Consider the following 15,109-nt stretch of genomic DNA (forward strand, 5'->3'; position numbering starts at 1 on the left):
TTTCGACCCCTTCCTGTCAAATTTTATCTTCATCGGAACTCATATCGAACAGATCGTCTTTCCCAAGATCTTCGGAATCGCCGGAACCTTCGTCAGTAAAACCATCGGAATCATCAAACAGACTTCCGTCATCCTCCGCTTCTTCCATGGAGAAGCCTTCAAAGTCGCCCTCAGCGACCGTCGGTTCATCAAAGTTTTCTTCCGAAGGATTGAATCCAATATCGTCGTCGTCGTCAAAATTCTGCTTCAGGTCTATTTCATCATTATTTACATCCAGTACCTTGACGTCGAGCGCGAGGGACTGGAGTTCTTTGATCAAAACCTTAAACGATTCCGGAATTCCGGGCGTCGGAATATTCTGACCTTTGACAATTGCTTCATACGTCTTCACGCGTCCGACCACGTCGTCGGACTTGACGGTGAGAATTTCCTGAAGCGTATAGGCGGCGCCGTAAGCCTCAAGCGCCCACACCTCCATTTCGCCAAAGCGCTGTCCGCCGAACTGTGCTTTGCCGCCCAGAGGCTGCTGCGTAACAAGGGAATACGGGCCGGTGGAACGGGCATGGATTTTATCGTCTACCAGGTGGTGGAGTTTCAGATAATACATATAACCGACGGTAACGGGGTTGTCAAAATACTCCCCGGTGCGGCCGTCTTTCAAAAGGATCTTTCCGTCGGGGCTCAGTCCCGCCTGCGTCAGGCACTCCACAATATTGTCTTCGTGAGCACCGTCGAAGACAGGAGTCATAATTTTCCAGCCAAGTGCTTTTGCGGCAAGACCCAGGTGAACTTCCAGCACCTGCCCGATATTCATTCGGGAGGGTACGCCCAGAGGATTCAGCACAATGTCAAGCGGAGTCCCGTCCGGAAGGAACGGCATATCTTCCACCGGCAGAATGCGCGAGACAACGCCCTTGTTTCCGTGGCGGCCCGCCATTTTATCGCCGACTGATATTTTTCTCTTCTGCGCCAGATAGCAGCGAACCACTTTATTGACGCCCGGGCTCAGCTCGTCATGGCTGTTTTCACGGGTGAAGACCTTAACGTCGACAACAATGCCGCTTTCACCGTGCGGAACGCGAAGGGAGGTATCGCGAACCTCGCGTGCTTTTTCTCCAAAAATGGCACGAAGCAGACGCTCTTCCGCGGTCAGCTCGGTTTCGCCCTTTGGCGTTACCTTACCGACAAGAATATCTCCCGCACGGACTTCCGCGCCGATGCGGATGATTCCGCCGTCGTCCAAATCACGGAGCAGGTCTTCGTTGACATTCGGAATATCCCGTGTAATTTCTTCCGGACCAAGTTTGGTGTCGCGGGCTTCCGTCTCATATTCCTCAATGTGGATAGAGGTAAAAACATCGTCGCGCACAACTTTTTCATTGATCAGGACGGCGTCCTCGTAGTTGTAGCCCTCCCAGGTCATGAAGCCGATCAGGGCGTTTTTGCCAAGGCTGATTTCCCCGTCCTTTGTGGCCGGGCCGTCTGCGATGACGTCTCCCTCCGCCACGCGCTGGTTAATGTCTACTATCGGGACCTGATTAATGCATGTTCCCTGATTGGAACGCATAAATTTAATAACATGATAGACGTCGGTTTCCCCGTTGTCCGTAGTAATCTTAATTTCGTCGGCGGAAACGCTGCTGACGACGCCGCTGCGCTTTGCAAGCACACAGACACCGGAATCCACGCCCGCTTTATACTCCATGCCGGTACCGACAATCGGAGATTCCGTCTTCAAAAGCGGTACCGCCTGCCGCTGCATGTTGGAACCCATCAGCGCGCGGTTCGCATCGTCGTTTTCCAGAAAGGGAATCATCGCGGTCGCGACGGAAACAACCATCCGCGGCGAAACATCCATGAAATCAGCGCGTTCGCGCTCTATTTCAACAAATTCGTCGCGATAGCGGCCGTTTACCTTCGGGTTTACGAAGCGGCCTTCTTCATCGAGAGGTTCATTCGCCTGTGCCACAATATAATTGTCTTCAACATCCGCCGTCATATAGACGACTTCTTTTGTTACAACACCGGTTTTTTTGTCAACGCGGCGAAACGGCGCTTCGATAAATCCGTAATCATTGATTTTCGCGAATGTGGCCAAATAGGAGATCAAACCGATATTCGGCCCTTCCGGCGTTTCAATCGGGCACATGCGTCCATAGTGTGTGTAATGAACGTCGCGTACCTCAAATCCCGCGCGATCTCTTGAAAGACCGCCGGGCCCCAGCGCGGAAAGACGTCTCTTATGGGTAAGCTCCGCAAGCGGATTGGTCTGATCCATAAACTGAGACAGCGGAGAAGATCCGAAAAATTCACGGATTGCCGCAACCACAGGGCGGATATTGATTAAAGAATGCGGTGTAAGAACCTCCAGATCCTGGGCCTGAAGCGTCATGCGTTCACGAATCACTCGTTCCAGGCGGGAAAAGCCGATGCGAAACTGGTTCTGGAGCAGCTCGCCGACAGACCGGATTCGCCTGTTGCCCAAATGGTCGATATCGTCAATCGTACCCAGGCCAACCGCCAGGCAATTCATATAATTGATAGAGGCAAAAATGTCATCGATAATAATGTGCTTTGGAATCAGCTCGTCGATTCTGGCGATGACTTTTTCCTTGATTTCTTCATCCGTGGAACTGGACTCAAGAATTTCATTGAGAATGGTGAAACGGACCCTCTCGTTGATATCGCATTCTGTTTTGGCGTCAAAGTTTACGAATTTCTGAATATTAACCATGCCGTTGGAAATCACTTTGATTTCGCGGTCCCCATCCTGCACATACGCGATGGAGACACCGGCATCGTCAATCTGTTCCGCAAGCTCATGGGACACGGCCACACCCGCCTCCGCAAGCAGTTCCCCCGTGCGGGGATCCGCGATCGGCTTGGAAAGCACCTGACCGGAGATACGGCCGGCAAGATTCAGCTTTTTGTTGTATTTGTAACGGCCGACCCGCGAAAGGTCATAACGGCGCGCATCAAAAAACAGGCTGTTGATGTGAGCCTGCGCGCTTTCTATGGTCGGCGGTTCGCTCGGACGAAGCTTTCTGTAAATTTCAAACAGGGCTTCCTCCGTGTTTTTGCACGGATCTTTGGCAATCGTTGCTTCTATCCGCTCGTCGACGCCAAAATAATCGCGGATTTCCTCGTCCGAACCAAGACCGAGGGAGCGGATAAATACGGTAACGGGAATTTTGCGGTTTTTATCAATACGAACATAGAAAACGTCGTTCGCGTCGTTTTCATATTCCAGCCATGCGCCGCGGTTCGGGATAACGGTGGAGCTGTAAAGTTCCTTGCCCGTTTTATCGTATTCCATTTTATAATAAACGCCGGGCGAACGAACCAGCTGGGAAACAATGACGCGCTCAGCGCCGTTGATTACAAAGGTTCCGCTGTCGGTCATCAGGGGAAAATCCCCCATGAATACTTCGGATTCTTTAATTTCGCCGCTTTCCTTGTTAAGCAGCCGTGCCGTGACCCGTAATGCCGCGGAATAAGTAGCATCGCGTTCCTTGCATTCTTCCACGCTGTAATTCGGCTTGTCGACATCCAGTTTGTAATCGACAAAATCAAGTACGAGATTGCCCGTGTAATCCGTGATGCCGGAGACTTCCTTGAATACTTCCTTGAGTCCTTCATCGAGGAACCACTGATAGGACTTTTTCTGTACTTCGATAAGATTCGGCATATCAAGGACTTCATCAATACGCGCAAAACTCATTCGAGTATTTTTGCCAACCTTAACCGGTTTGACATTCACCATTGGCTCAATCACTCCATTCATAGATTTGACATTCCGCGGCATAAATTAAGCACAAAAAGTTTTCATATATCTCACGATTTTATCATACTCCAGATAAACTATTGCCTTTTGAAAGGACTTGTGATATGATAGTTACAAATCATTTTGCGTATAAGTTGCCATGATGATGCAGTATATTATTTTATTACAATATATGGTGGTTGTCAAGTAATTTTTTAAAATAGCTGAATTATTTATATGTTCAATACAAAAGCCGGAGTGAAAGCTCCGGCTTTTGTTCTTTATTTCTAACCCTGCTTTTTCTTATTGTTCAGGGTGTCAAATGTATAGGAGTCGAGTTTTTCCCTTACGATTGTAGAAATTTCGTCGTAAATCTCGTGGAATCTGCAGCAGTGATCATGCGTGCAGCTGTAAGCATCCTGCTGGCATCGGCTCAGCATATAAGGCCCTTCCACGGACTCAATGACCTGACGAAGCGTGATGGAATCCGCCGGGCCGGCAAGCATATAGCCTCCATGCGCGCCTTTATAAGATACAATCAGCCCGGAGGCAACCAGCTTTCTCAGAATTTTCAATGCAAACCTCAGGGGAACCCGCGTATGTTCCGAAAGGGTGCGGGCGTCTACTTTTCGGTCCGACTGCGCGAGGTCGTCGACGATCCGGACCGCGTAGTCGGCCTCGAGTGTCAATACCATAATGATGAACGCTCCTTAATCCAAAAAATCTTTCAGCTTTTTGCTTCGGCTTGGATGACGCAGTTTTCGAAGCGCCTTCGCTTCAATTTGACGGATTCGTTCTCTTGTTACATTAAATTCCTTGCCCACTTCTTCCAGTGTGCGGGAACGTCCGTCCTCCAGGCCGAACCGCAGCCGAAGAACCTTTTCTTCTCTTGGCGTCAGTGTGTCGAGCACATCCGCAAGCTGTTCTTTCAAAAGCGTGTGGGAAGCGGCATCCGCCGGGGCCGGAGCGTCATCGTCCGGAATAAAGTCGCCAAGGTGGCTGTCTTCCTCTTCGCCGATCGGCGTTTCCAGCGAAACGGGTTCCTGAGCAACACGCATAATTTCTCGCACTTTTTCAACCGGCATATCCAGTTCGTAAGAAATTTCCTCCGCCGTGGGTTCATGGCCGTTGGTATGCAGCAGCTGGCTCGAAACCTTTTTTACCTTATTGATTGTTTCGACCATATGCACGGGAATTCGAATTGTTCTCGCCTGATCCGCAATCGCGCGTGTAATCGCCTGACGAATCCACCAGGTGGCATAAGTGGAAAATTTGAAGCCCTTGGTATAGTCAAATTTTTCCACCGCTTTGATGAGGCCCAGATTGCCCTCCTGAATCAGGTCCAGGAATTGCATTCCTCTGCCGAGATACCTCTTTGCAATACTGACAACCAGACGAAGATTTGCTTCCGACAGCCTTTTTTTCGCCGCCTCGTCCCCGCTGGAAATGCGGATGGCAAGGTCAATTTCCTCTTCCGGACTCAATAGGGGCACCCGACCGATTTCCTTTAAATAAACCTTAACCGGATCATCGATTGCGATTCCTTCTGTACTCAGAGTGGTTTCAAGGTCTTCGCTTTCAACAATTTTCGGGTCAATTTCAAGGTCTTCCAGCGGTTCGTCACCGAAATCCTCGACGATTTCAACTCCCTGCGACTCAAGCGTATCGTAAAATTTTTCGATCTGTTCCGGGTCAAAGTCCAATTCGCCAAGCGCGTCAAGGATTTCCTTTGTGGACAGCTGCCCTTTTGCTTTTCCCTGTTCTATCAGTTCCCTGATCACCGTTTTCTTGTCAGGCATTGCCATAATGCGTCCCCCTATTTCTTTTGCTGCCTTAATTTTTTCAGGTAATCTTCTATTTCCTCAGCTCGTACCGATTCGGCCCGGCTTATCGTTAATTTATCATTTTCCTGGGAAATAATATTGATATATTCCAGCACGTCCGGCCATGTCAGTGTAATTCCGTCCTGAGCGGCAAGGATTCGTGAGACGGATGAAATTTCATCCATGGTAAATTCTTCCGAAAGATCGGCAAGGCCGACTGCATTTCCTTTTGTAATTCTGCCCACAATTACCGCATATACACGGCGGTTAAATGACGTAATAAATTTTTCAGGCGGTAAAATCGCCGCGATTTTTTCGGAGGATTCCGGAAATTTCAGCAAATGAGCAATCAGGGCTTCCTCCGCGACCGCCGCGCGAAGATTGCCTGCTTTTTCGGGATTTACACGATCCCTCAGGCCCGCGGCTTGTTGCTGAACCGCCTGAAATTGCTTTTTCATCTGCTTTTTCCGATTCCTTTTACTGTACGCTGAAATTTGATTCATGACCGTGGCCGTCGCGATTCCGGCCTCCTGTGCCAGCCGCCCCGCATAAACCTCCTGTTCAATGCGGTTTTCCAGGGTGGCAAGAACGGACGCTGCCGCATTCAGGTACTCGACCCGCTGTTCGGGGATTTGAAGATTGCGGCCCTGCTTCGCCTTTTGCAGACGATATTCCACATCGTTGCCGCAGGCGTCCAACAGCTGCTTAAACTTAATCGGCCCGTTCGTTTTTATGTATTCATCCGGATCCTTTCCGCCGGTAACGGTCAGAACCCGAACGACCAGTCCGGCGTCCCGAAGAATCGGGATTGCCCGAGAGGCCGCTTTCTGCCCCGGTTCGTCGGAATCATAGCAAACGACTATTTCTTTTGCATACCGGGCCATCAGCCGTGCCTGCGGCGCGGTCAGCGAAGTGCCGAGCGTGGCGACCGCCTCTTGAAAACCCGCCTGATGCAGAGCGATCACATCCATATATCCTTCGCATAAAATCAATCTTTCCGAATTGCAGTTTTTTGCAAAATTAAGAGCAAAAAGCAGATTGCCCTTATTGAAAACGGGCGTTTCCGAAGTGTTCAGATACTTCGGCTTATCATCTCCGAGGGTTCTTCCGCCGAATGCCACCACATTGCCCCGCAGGTCGATAATCGGGAACATGACCCGCCCGAAAAAACGGTCGACCGCCCTTCCGCTTCTGCTTTTAAAAGCCACGTTCGCAAGAATCATTTCATTCTGTGTGTAGCCTTTCTTCTCAAGCATGTCGACCAAAGCGAAGCGGGAAGCAGGAGAATACCCCAGTCCGAAGTGCCGGACAGTTTCCTGCTTTAACTCACGCCGGTTAAAATATTCTCTTCCCTCGCGCCCGGCATCCGAATTCAGCACGGAATAGAAGAATCGGGCTGTTTCCCGGTTGATTTCAAGAATCCGGGCGCGCAGTTTCGCCATGCCGTCATCGACCTGTGCTTCCGGAACCTGCAATCCGGCGCGCTGAGCAAGGAAACGAACCGCTTCCATGTAATCGAGATTCTCAATCCGCCGGATAAACGTAATCACATCGCCTCCCGTTCCGCATCCGAAGCAGTAAAACGAACCGTTTTCCGGATAGATATTAAACGACGGCGACTTTTCACTGTGAAATGGACAAAGCCCGACCAGATTCCTGCCGCTGCGTTTCAGGCTGACATAGTTCGCGGCGATTTCAGCAAGATCACAGCGCGCCTTCAGTTCCTGAAGGAACGATTCCGGCAAGGGCATACGTCCGCCTCCCTTTCAGATTCAGTTGCCGGCGCCTTATATTTTCCACGATGCCGGTACATAAATGGATTTAAACAATTCGACCGCATAATGATCCGTCATGCCGGCAATATAATCGCAGGCGGCACGGGCGCAGCCGTCCTGCTCCGCGATCAGACGCATATCCTCCGGCAGATTCTCCGGCTTTTGCAGATAATCAAACAAAGCGCCGATCAGATGAGGGACTTTGCGCTCCTCTCCCTTTGCATAGGGATTCTCATAAACGCTCTGAAACATGAAGTCCCTTAACAAATCAAATGCTGCCTGAACTTCCGGCCTCATGCCGACGGTTCCATTTTGGCTGCCCTCAATCACGGACCGAACCAGAGTATCAATCCGTTTCGATTTCCTGTGACCCAGCACCGATGTAATTCTTTCTGGAATTTCACCCTCTGTCAGCACTCCCGCGCGTTCCGCGTCGTCGATATCATGATTCAAATAAGCAATCCGGTCCGCGGTCCGTACGATGCGGCCTTCCATCGTCAGCGCTTCCGTCCCGGTCGTATGACACAGGATTCCATCCCGAACTTCTTTGGTCAGATTCAATCCTTTTCCGTTTTTTTCAAGGCGTTCCACAACCCGCACACTCTGTTCATAGTGCCGGAATCCGCCCGGAAAAATCTGATCCAGCGCGCGTTCTCCCGCATGCCCGAAGGGGGTATGTCCCAAGTCATGACCCAGGGAAATCGCTTCCGTCAGATCCTCGTTCAGCTGCAGCGCCCGGGCGATTGTCCGCGCGATCTGCGCGACTTCAAGCGTGTGAGTCAGCCGTGTGCGGTAATGGTCGCCTTCCGGAGAAAGGAACACCTGCGTTTTATGCTTCAGGCGGCGAAACGCCTTGCAGTGTATAATTCTGTCACGGTCCCTTTGGTAGGGCGTTCTCAAGTCACATTCCATTTCCTGCGTTTCACGCCCCGCCGAATTTCTTGAAAGCATGGCATAAGGTGAAAGCGTCTGTTCTTCCAGATTTTGTATCCTTTCACAAACAGTCATAAAGAAACCCCTTTCCGTGCATTTCACTGCATTATACGCGAATTCCTCTCCCTTTTCCTTTCCCGTAACAAAAAAAGTTAATTTAAGTCAAAATATTTTTCTGAAACAAGCTCCGTGCCGCACTCCCCGCAGGTTACATCCGATAAAGCATCGCTAAAAGCTTTTAAATTTTTGCTTTCCATATGGAACCGGATTTCGACCGTATCGGTATAACCGGTATGATCGATCACGCCGCCATACTGGGGTATCAGCGCTGCAACCGCGGAGTAGCGCGCGTAACCGCAGCTGATATCCAGCACGGAACAGGGCTTCATCACCGCAACGCCCGATTGTTCCAAAGCAATCGCGGCCGTATGGGAATATGCCCTGACCAGTCCTCCGGTGCCAAGCAGCGTTCCGCCGAAATAGCGGGTTACAACAACTACCGCGTCCGTTATTTCCGATTTCAGGAGAACATCCAGCACCGGCAACCCCGCGGTGCCCTGTGGCTCTCCGTCGTCGGAGTGCCGGGCTATTCCTCCCTTTCTCAGGCTGTAAGCGTAAACATGATGGTTTGCCTCGCGGTAGAGGGCCTTCTCTCTCCGCAGAAAAGAAATTGCTTCCTCCTCGTCGGCAACAGGCGCGGCGGCACCGATAAACCGGGAGCGGCGGTCTGTAAATTCCACCCGGACGGCCGCCTTCAGTGTTCGATATTCTTCTTCCATCCCCTGTCTCCCCCCGAAAAAAAAGATAGACGGCGCTTTTCTCGCCGTCTATCCGTACAAAATCGCTTTTACTTGCCGATGCCGTAACGCTTTTTAAACATATCGACACGGCCGCTTGTATCAATCAGCTTCTGTTTTCCCGTGAAAAACGGGTGGCATTTGGAGCAAATTTCAACACGGATGTTTTCCTTCGTTGATCTTGTATGAATTACATTTCCGCATGCGCAGGTGATCGTTGTATCCTGATACTGCGGATGGATCTTTTCCTTCATTCCTGTCACCTCTTTATCAACCTTACTCCATACTGCGAAGATTATAACATACACGACGGCTAATTGCAAGGACTATTTCCACCGCATTTCAATATTGCGGCTGTTGAGCCAAATAGGCGACATATTCTTCCAGACACATGGAATACTCCCTCATTTTAACCGCATTTTCCGTGCCGACATATCGGTAATGATCCGGCTGGGATCCCATTCCCGTCAGCGATTCCTTGTCGCCGGGATAGCGCAGAATGAAACCGAAGTATACACTGTTTTCGGAAAGCCAATGATATTGTTTGGTCGCCGCAAAATCGGACCCTTTTTTCCCTTCCGCGGAAAACGTCGCGGCCAGACCGGTCTGATTTTCATTGCATCCTCCCTTGCCCACGGTATTCTGCGCCTGACTTTCCGCGCGAACGCGGGAAAGATGTTCTTTCTGCATCAGGCGCTGAGTTTCAGCTTCATAAAGGCGGTTTTGCTCATCCGAATCCACATATCCCCCCGATAATGTCAGAGGGCAGCCGTCCGATTCCGCCTGAGCCATCATTTTTTTCAGAGCGGGCAAAATTCTTTGATCCACCCGATACCCGTCATAATCCGTCAATTCCGCCTTGTATCCGGATTCCAGGGGATGCGATAAATTCACCAGCATCAGATTCAGAGAATCGTCGTAGACGGGCAGACTGTCAACGTCGGATGATGCGGAGCCGGATGCCTGCAGAGAAGTATTTTGCGCCTTCTGTTCAAAAAAGTCCCGCATCTGGGACCACGCCAAAAGTCCTCCCGCCGCCACAGACAGCAAGAGCGCAGTCAGGATTACCGTCATCACAATCTTGATTTTTTTTATCTGATTCTGGCTGCGCCACTGGGCGCGCGATTTAATAATTTTTTCCCTTCGTTTCAGCATTTGCTCCATCCATTCCGTCCAATTCCGCCAATTCTTCTTTTTCATTGTATAACTTATCTGAAATGAATGCAACTGTTGGAGCATTTTCGGGATCTCTGCCAATTTATCGGCACTTAATTGATTTTTTTTCGTGATTCTAGTATGATGTAATAGATAAAATAGGTAATTAATACAAAATAAGCAGTAATGGAATGAGGCTGCAAGAAAATGAGAAAAACAAAAATTGTCTGTACACTGGGACCCGCAACAAAAGAGGAAGAGGTCATCCGTCAGCTGATGCTGTCCGGTATGAACGTCGCGAGACTGAACTTCTCGCACGGGACAGGAGCGGATCAGAAGCCCTATGTCGATCTGGTCAAAAAGCTGAGGCAGGAGTTGGATCTTCCGGTTGCTCTTCTCCTCGACACCAAAGGGCCTGAAATTCGGATCGGAAAATTTGAGAAACCGTCCGTCACCCTGAATACCGGAGACCGTTTCACGCTTACAACACGCGACGTTGCCGGTGACGATAAGTGCGTTTCCGTTACCTTTGAACGGCTGCCCAAGGAGGTTCACCCCGGCACAACGATCCTGATCGACGACGGGCTGATCGCGCTGAAAGTTGAGTCCTGCACGGAGACGGACGTGCTCTGCACCGTTGAAAACGGCGGAACCATCTCCTCTCACAAGGGAATCAACGTGCCCGGAGCGCATCTTTCCCTCCCGTTCATCAGCGAGAAGGACCGGCAGGACCTTGCTTTCGGCGTGGAGGAAAATTTTGATTTTATCGCCGCGTCCTTTACCCGCAGCGCGCAGGATATCATCGAACTTCGCTCTGAATTGCAGAAACTCGGGTGCCATAACATCCGCATAATCGCAAAAATTGAAAACACAGACGGCGTCCAGAATATTGAGGACATCATTCGGGTTTCCGACGGCATTATGATCGCAAGGGGCGATCTGGGCGTTGAAATTCCTCTGGAAGAGATCCCGATTATTCAGAAAAAGCTGATTAAAAAGGCCTCCAACGCGGGCCTACAGGTAATTACCGCGACACAAATGCTGGATTCCATGATGAAGAATCCACGCCCGACCCGTGCGGAAGCGACTGATGTCGCAAACGCGATTTACGACGGCACCAGCGCGATCATGCTTTCCGGAGAAACCGCCGCGGGACTGTACCCCGTCCTCGCCGTGAAAACCATGGCGAAGATTGCGGAGCGCACCGAAAACGACATCAATTATATTGAGCGGTTCAAAAAGCGTGATTTTTACGAACAGCCGAATGTTACCTCCGCCATTTCGCACGCAACCTGCACGACGGCATACGACCTGGGCGCCGTTGCGATTATTACGGTGACGAAAACCGGCCGCACGGCCAGAATGATCTCCAAATACCGCCCGTCCCACCCCATTATCAGCGGCACGACGGACCCGACGGTTCTTCGCCAGATGAACCTTTCCTGGGGAGTGGTCCCGGTGCTTGTGGAAGAGAAAGACACTACGGACGAACTGTTTGATCACGTGGTGGAAACCGCGAGAAAGCGCGGCCTTGTTCGGGACGGCGACCTTGTCGTCATTACCGCCGGAGTCCCTCTCGGCGTCTCCGGAACAACGAACCTACTCAAAGTTCAGCTGGTCGGGGATGTTCTGGTCTCCGGCAGAGGCGTATCCAAAGGCAGCGTGTGCGGCAACCTCTGCGTCTGCAGGGATGAAAAGGAAGCTCATGAGCGTTTTAAAGACGGAGACATCCTCGTTATCCCGGAAACGTCCAACGATATTCTTTCCATTCTGAAATCGGCCTCCGCGATTATCACAGAACGAGGCGGAATGAATTCCCACGCGGCTATCGTAGGACTGACGCTTGGAAAGCCCGTCATTGTAGCCGCGCAGAATGCCACCCAGCTGCTGAAAAGCGGCACCGCCGTTACGGTTGACGCAGGGCGCGGAATTGTCTTCAGCGGACAAAAATGCAAAAAAGGCTGAAGAAATAAAGACCTTTTTCCCCTCTTTTCCTCTGGGAAAGAGGCTTTTTTAATTTCTGTTCTTCTCAGAATTACTATTTTGCCCCGCTGACACATAGATGTATTTCGGAGGTGAAAATATGTATTATGTCAATGTGGAACGCGGAGTGAAACTTGCGGTTTATGATTTGAATCCCGCGGGTAAAAAAACTGTTTTTTTGGTTCACGGCTGGCCCTTAAATCACATGATGTTCGAGTATCAGTTTGACCTTCTTCCAAAGCTAGGTTTCCGTTGCATCTCGATTGATCTTCGTGGATTTGGAAACTCGGATGCCCCATGGAACGGCTATGACTACGGCCGCCTTGCGGATGATCTTTACGAAGTGATCCGAATGATCGGCGTTTCGGAAATGACACTGGTCGGTTTTTCCATGGGCGGAGCGATTGTGATTCGTTATATGTCGCGGTATAAAGAATATAAGATTTCAAAGCTGGCGCTGCTTTCAGCGGCTGCCCCCTGTTTTGTCAGCCGCGAAGGATGTCCGGGAGGGCTGCCTCTTGAGCAGGTTAATTCATTAGTAGCGCAGATCAGCCGCAACCGGCCGCAGGCGATCTATGATTTCGGGCAGAATTTTTTTGCGCAGCCGGTTACGCCGCCGTTCGCGGAATGGTTCCGTTCCGTTACCCTTTCCGGCCCGGGATACAGCACCCTGAAAACCGCGGAAACGCTGCGGGATGCGGATCTGCGCGCGGACCTTGAACAAATCACGGTGCCAACAGGCATTTTTTACGGTGTTTTGGACAAAATATGTCCGAAAGAACTTCCGCTTACCCTGAACCGGAAGATTCGAAATTCCAAATTGTTCCCGTTTGAACAAAGCGGGCATGCCGTATTTTACGATGAGTTGGAAAAGTTTAATCAGGAATTTTCCAGTTTTCTCACCAGCTGAGCTGCCCGCAGTTCAGCGAGCGGAGACGGAGGAAACCGTTTATGACTGCACTGCTGGACCGAAAAAACTGTATCGGCTGCGGTTTATGCGCATATACCTGTCCCGAAGTATTCCGTATGGCTGACGACGGTTACGCGAAAATCATACGGGAAAGGGTGCCCAGAGAAGCCGAGCGCACCGTTTTGGTCGCGAGGGACGAATGTCCCGTAAATGTTATTTCAGTTTCGAAGAAAGAAAACGATTCCTGATCCGGTGCGGACCAGGAATCGTTTTTTCGATTTTATCAGCGGGGAAGCTCCAGGACCGCTCCGCGGTTGCCCGAAGTAACAAGCGCCGCATATCTGGCCAGATATCCGCTTGTGATTTTCGGCTTTCTCGGCCTCCATTCCTTTCTGCGTGCTTCCAATTCCGCGTCATCCACAAGAACATCAACCCGGTTATTCGAAATATCAACGCAGATTCTGTCCCCGTCCTTTACCAGCGCAATCGGTCCGCCGACCGCGGCTTCCGGCGATACATGTCCAATCGCCGCGCCTCTGGTCGCACCGCTGAACCGCCCGTCGGTAATAAGAGCAACGCTGCCGCCAAGGCCGCGTCCCATGATCGCACTGGTCGGATTGAGCATTTCTCGCATCCCCGGTCCGCCTTTCGGGCCTTCGTACCGGATCACTACGACGTCTCCCTCGACGATTTTGCCGGAATTGATTGCCTCAATCGCGTCCTCTTCGCAGTCGAAGACTTTCGCCGGCCCCTCGTGGGTCATCATTTCGGGCGACACGGCGGAACGCTTGACCACACAGGAATCCGGCGCCAGATTGCCACGAAGAACAGCGATTCCGCCGGTTTTGCTGAACGGATTTTCGGCCGGACGAATCACCTCCGGATTCCGGTTGACGGCGTTTGCGATATTCTCCCCGACAGTTTTTCCCGTGCAGGTCATCAAATCCGTTTTCAACAGCCCCAGCTTATTAATCTCGTGCATTACGGCGTAAACACCGCCCGCCTCGTTGAGTTCTTCAATATACGCATGCCCGACAGGCGCCAAATGGCACAGACAGGGCGTGTGGTTGCTGACATCGTTCGCAAAATCAAGGTTCAGCTCGATGCTGCATTCGTGCGCGATCGCGGGAAGGTGAAGCATACTGTTGGTGCTGCAGCCGAGCGCCATATCAATGGTCACCGCGTTGCGGAACGCGCCCTCCGTCATAATATCGCGCGGACGGATGTTTCTCCGCAGAAGCTCCATCACCTGCATTCCGGCATGTTTCGCCAGCTGAATCCGTTCCGAATAGACCGCCGGGATCGTGCCGTTGCCGGGGAGCCCCATGCCGAGAGCTTCCGTCAGGCAGTTCATGCTGTTCGCCGTATACATACCGGAGCAGGAACCGCAGGTCGGGCACCCCTTGTTTTCAAATTCACAGAGCGTTTCTTTGGAGATTTTGCCGGTATCGTATTCCGCTACGGCCTCCGACACACTGGAAAAGCTGACTTTTTTTCCGTTTACCTTCCCCGCCAGCATCGGACCGCCGCTGACGAACACGGTCGGAAGATTCAGGCGCGCCGCCGCCATCAGAAGGCCCGGAACATTTTTGTCACAGTTCGGGACCATGACGAGCGCGTCGAACGCGTGGGCAAGCGCCATGGATTCTGTGGAATCCGCGATCAGCTCGCGGGAAACAAGCGAATACTTCATCCCCTGATGCCCCATGGCGAGCCCGTCGCAGACGGCGATCGCGGGGAAAACAAGCGGGGTTCCGCCGGCCATGGAAACGCCCAGCTTAACCGCTTCCACAACTTTGTCCAGATTCATATGCCCCGGTACGATTTCGTTGTAGGAGCTGACAACGCCGATCAGCGGACGGTCGATTTCTTCATTGGTCAGCCCAAGTGCGTGGAGCAGGGCGCGTTTTGGCATGCTTTTTGTTAATGCTTCACTGTTCATTGATAACACCTCGCAGTTAATTATGTAT

At 51.3% G+C, this 15,109-nt stretch carries 12 protein-coding genes; 3 read left to right on the forward strand and 9 right to left on the reverse strand.

The genetic code is table 11. The features are described 5' to 3' along the window. Nucleotides 1-16 precede the first annotated feature (16 nt). The 8 genes from rpoB to HCR03_RS03040 form a co-directional block, all read right to left on the reverse strand. The gene (rpoB, locus tag HCR03_RS03005) at nucleotides 17-3,763 is read right to left on the reverse strand and encodes a DNA-directed RNA polymerase subunit beta (protein WP_066644159.1); all 3,747 of its coding nucleotides are present in this window, start codon (nucleotides 3,761-3,763) and stop codon (nucleotides 17-19) included. 287 nt (nucleotides 3,764-4,050) lie between these two features. Continuing rightward, nucleotides 4,051-4,458, reverse strand: coding sequence for an RrF2 family transcriptional regulator (locus HCR03_RS03010; RefSeq protein ID WP_066644158.1), 408 nt, complete (start codon nucleotides 4,456-4,458; stop codon nucleotides 4,051-4,053). Nucleotides 4,459-4,473: 15 nt separating this feature from the next. Beyond that, nucleotides 4,474-5,562, reverse strand: a complete 1,089-nt coding sequence (rpoD, locus tag HCR03_RS03015) for an RNA polymerase sigma factor RpoD (protein ID WP_175391674.1) — start codon at nucleotides 5,560-5,562, stop codon at nucleotides 4,474-4,476. A 17-nt stretch (nucleotides 5,563-5,579) separates the two neighbouring features. Next, on the reverse strand, nucleotides 5,580-7,337 hold the full coding sequence (dnaG, locus tag HCR03_RS03020; protein WP_187036620.1) for a DNA primase: 1,758 nt from the start codon (nucleotides 7,335-7,337) through the stop codon (nucleotides 5,580-5,582). Nucleotides 7,338-7,373: 36 nt separating this feature from the next. Then, nucleotides 7,374-8,369 (reverse strand): deoxyguanosinetriphosphate triphosphohydrolase, encoded by a 996-nt coding sequence (locus HCR03_RS03025; protein ID WP_066644155.1) that lies wholly within the window; start codon nucleotides 8,367-8,369, stop codon nucleotides 7,374-7,376. A gap of 77 nt (nucleotides 8,370-8,446) precedes the next feature. Next, nucleotides 8,447-9,073 carry an IMPACT family protein gene (locus HCR03_RS03030; RefSeq protein ID WP_066644154.1) on the reverse strand — a complete coding sequence of 209 codons (627 nt, stop codon included), beginning with the start codon at nucleotides 9,071-9,073 and terminating at the stop codon, nucleotides 8,447-8,449. Between the two features lie 68 nt (nucleotides 9,074-9,141). Next, nucleotides 9,142-9,345, reverse strand: coding sequence for a 50S ribosomal protein L31 (gene rpmE, locus HCR03_RS03035; RefSeq protein ID WP_066644153.1), 204 nt, complete (start codon nucleotides 9,343-9,345; stop codon nucleotides 9,142-9,144). An 88-nt stretch (nucleotides 9,346-9,433) separates the two neighbouring features. Continuing rightward, a complete protein-coding gene (locus HCR03_RS03040) occupies nucleotides 9,434-10,246 on the reverse strand; it encodes a M15 family metallopeptidase (RefSeq protein ID WP_166525188.1) in 813 nt (270 codons plus the stop codon). Between the two features lie 207 nt (nucleotides 10,247-10,453). Here HCR03_RS03040 and pyk point away from each other — a divergent pair, with 207 nt between their 5' ends. The 3 genes from pyk to HCR03_RS03055 all read left to right on the forward strand — a co-directional run bounded on the left by pyk (nucleotide 10,454) and on the right by HCR03_RS03055 (nucleotide 13,387). Then, nucleotides 10,454-12,211 carry a pyruvate kinase gene (gene pyk, locus HCR03_RS03045; RefSeq protein ID WP_066644151.1) on the forward strand — a complete coding sequence of 586 codons (1,758 nt, stop codon included), beginning with the start codon at nucleotides 10,454-10,456 and terminating at the stop codon, nucleotides 12,209-12,211. A gap of 118 nt (nucleotides 12,212-12,329) precedes the next feature. After that, nucleotides 12,330-13,139, forward strand: coding sequence for an alpha/beta fold hydrolase (locus HCR03_RS03050; protein WP_156991442.1), 810 nt, complete (start codon nucleotides 12,330-12,332; stop codon nucleotides 13,137-13,139). Nucleotides 13,140-13,180: 41 nt separating this feature from the next. Then, the gene (locus HCR03_RS03055) at nucleotides 13,181-13,387 is read left to right on the forward strand and encodes a ferredoxin (protein WP_066644149.1); all 207 of its coding nucleotides are present in this window, start codon (nucleotides 13,181-13,183) and stop codon (nucleotides 13,385-13,387) included. Nucleotides 13,388-13,422: 35 nt separating this feature from the next. On the opposite strand, the gene ilvD is transcribed toward HCR03_RS03055, so the two are convergent. Then, on the reverse strand, nucleotides 13,423-15,081 hold the full coding sequence (gene ilvD, locus HCR03_RS03060; RefSeq protein WP_187036622.1) for a dihydroxy-acid dehydratase: 1,659 nt from the start codon (nucleotides 15,079-15,081) through the stop codon (nucleotides 13,423-13,425). Nucleotides 15,082-15,109 lie beyond the last annotated feature (28 nt).

The sequence above is a fragment of the Caproicibacter fermentans genome, from assembly GCF_014303955.1.
Taxonomy (GTDB): domain Bacteria; phylum Bacillota; class Clostridia; order Oscillospirales; family Acutalibacteraceae; genus Caproicibacter; species Caproicibacter fermentans.

Excerpts from the sequence above, each read along its gene's own strand:
- ilvD (WP_187036622.1), bottom strand. The coding sequence starts at position 15,081 with ATGAACAGTGAAGCATTAACAAAAAGCATGCCAAAACGCGCCCTGCTC.
- HCR03_RS03010 (WP_066644158.1), bottom strand. The coding sequence starts at position 4,458 with ATGGTATTGACACTCGAGGCCGACTACGCGGTCCGGATCGTCGACGAC.
- HCR03_RS03050 (WP_156991442.1), top strand. The coding sequence starts at position 12,330 with ATGTATTATGTCAATGTGGAACGCGGAGTGAAACTTGCGGTTTATGAT.
- rpoB (WP_066644159.1), bottom strand. The coding sequence starts at position 3,763 with ATGGTGAATGTCAAACCGGTTAAGGTTGGCAAAAATACTCGAATGAGT.
- pyk (WP_066644151.1), top strand. The coding sequence starts at position 10,454 with ATGAGAAAAACAAAAATTGTCTGTACACTGGGACCCGCAACAAAAGAG.
- dnaG (WP_187036620.1), bottom strand. The coding sequence starts at position 7,337 with ATGCCCTTGCCGGAATCGTTCCTTCAGGAACTGAAGGCGCGCTGTGAT.
- HCR03_RS03040 (WP_166525188.1), bottom strand. The coding sequence starts at position 10,246 with ATGCTGAAACGAAGGGAAAAAATTATTAAATCGCGCGCCCAGTGGCGC.
- rpoD (WP_175391674.1), bottom strand. The coding sequence starts at position 5,562 with ATGCCTGACAAGAAAACGGTGATCAGGGAACTGATAGAACAGGGAAAA.
- HCR03_RS03030 (WP_066644154.1), bottom strand. The coding sequence starts at position 9,073 with ATGGAAGAAGAATATCGAACACTGAAGGCGGCCGTCCGGGTGGAATTT.
- HCR03_RS03025 (WP_066644155.1), bottom strand. The coding sequence starts at position 8,369 with ATGACTGTTTGTGAAAGGATACAAAATCTGGAAGAACAGACGCTTTCA.
- HCR03_RS03055 (WP_066644149.1), top strand. The coding sequence starts at position 13,181 with ATGACTGCACTGCTGGACCGAAAAAACTGTATCGGCTGCGGTTTATGC.
- rpmE (WP_066644153.1), bottom strand. The coding sequence starts at position 9,345 with ATGAAGGAAAAGATCCATCCGCAGTATCAGGATACAACGATCACCTGC.